This window comes from Pseudomonas sp. NPDC087346 (genome assembly GCF_044744235.1).
GTDB lineage: Bacteria > Pseudomonadota > Gammaproteobacteria > Pseudomonadales > Pseudomonadaceae > Aquipseudomonas.
In genome coordinates, this window is sequence record NZ_JBIUXX010000179.1 from 1 (window position 1) to 1211 (window position 1211).

The following is a 1211-nucleotide window of genomic DNA, read 5'->3' on the forward strand; positions in this document are numbered from 1 at the left end:
CGCGCATGGGCCCAGCAGCCTAAACGTTCGACACCAGTCTGCGCGCCCAAGGCGTTATAACCGGCGTAATCGTCGGTCATCAGATAGCCGCGATAACCTTCGAGCAGGCGCGACGGCACCTCTTGCGCTCGGCTGGTCGAGTAATCAAAAAGGATCACTGGCTGATTCGGCGGCCCGCCGGTTTGCACCCACATCCAGGATTGACTGGTGGGCTCCCGCTCTGGCTCTTTCATCACCTGGACACGCGTTTCGTCGCAGTGGATCACGCGACTTTCCAGCAGTCGATCCCGCATCAAGTTGAGCAAGGGTTGCAGGTGTTCGCCGCACTGGATAACCCAGCGCGCCAAGGTTTGTCGTGGAATATCGACGCCGTGACGACCGAGTACTTTTTCAAGCGATGCAGTGGCAGTCCATCGACGTATTTGGTCGTCAGCAACGTCGCCAAAACGCTGGGGCTGGCCATGCTCTTTTCGATCAATTGCGCTGGCTTGTCAGCAGTGACCGGCGCAGTTTCACAGCCACGGCAGGCGTAGACCTTGCGGGTGTGTTTGATCACGCGGATCTGCATCGGCACGATTTCCAGCTGCTCGCTGGTTTCTTCGCCAATGGCGTGCTTGCGGCAGCCGCAAGCACAAGTCAGCTCGTGCTCGGGCAGTTCGTGGATGACTTCGATACGGGGCAAGTCGGCGGGCAGAGGCTTGCGTTTTCCACGGCGTTTGGTCGGAGCGACGACTTCTTCCTCCGCCTCTTCGGCGGCAGGTTCAGCGACACTTTCGGCATCATTAAAAAGAGCCAATTGCGGGGTCGTTGGATCGACTGTTTGTTCGGATTTACGCCCGAAGAGACGCTGACGGAGCAGCGCATTTTCTTCTTCGAGATGAACAACCTTGGACTGCATCTGAGCAAGTAATTGCTTGAGCGCAGTCAGGTCATCGGGAAGGTTGTCGGGCATGGAAATCATGCCGTGGATTATACCGAATCAGGCGACAAATCGAGGTGTCAAAACCTGATGTGGACGGTTGCGCCACAGATCAAAACCATCGAGCAGCCAGTTCAGCTCCTGGACCGTCAGCACGATGGCTTCGCCGGTGTGATAGGGCGATGTTTTGAAGCGTTCGGATTCAAGGCGTTTGAGCCAAAGGCAAAAGCCGTTGCGTTCCCAATACAAAATCTTCACCCGATTGCGGGGTTTGTTGAGAAAGACGAAAAGT

At 56.4% G+C, this 1211-nt stretch carries 1 protein-coding gene and 1 pseudogene; both read right to left on the reverse strand.

Translation table 11 applies throughout. The features are described 5' to 3' along the window. Window positions 1–961: pseudogene (gene tnpC, locus ACIOZM_RS31905) on the reverse strand (IS66 family transposase); the annotation flags it as partial. Window positions 962–979: 18 nt separating this feature from the next. Next, entirely contained in the window at window positions 980–1177 is a 198-nt protein-coding gene (tnpB, locus tag ACIOZM_RS31910) for an IS66 family insertion sequence element accessory protein TnpB (RefSeq protein ID WP_401221677.1), read from the reverse strand. Window positions 1178–1211 lie beyond the last annotated feature (34 nt).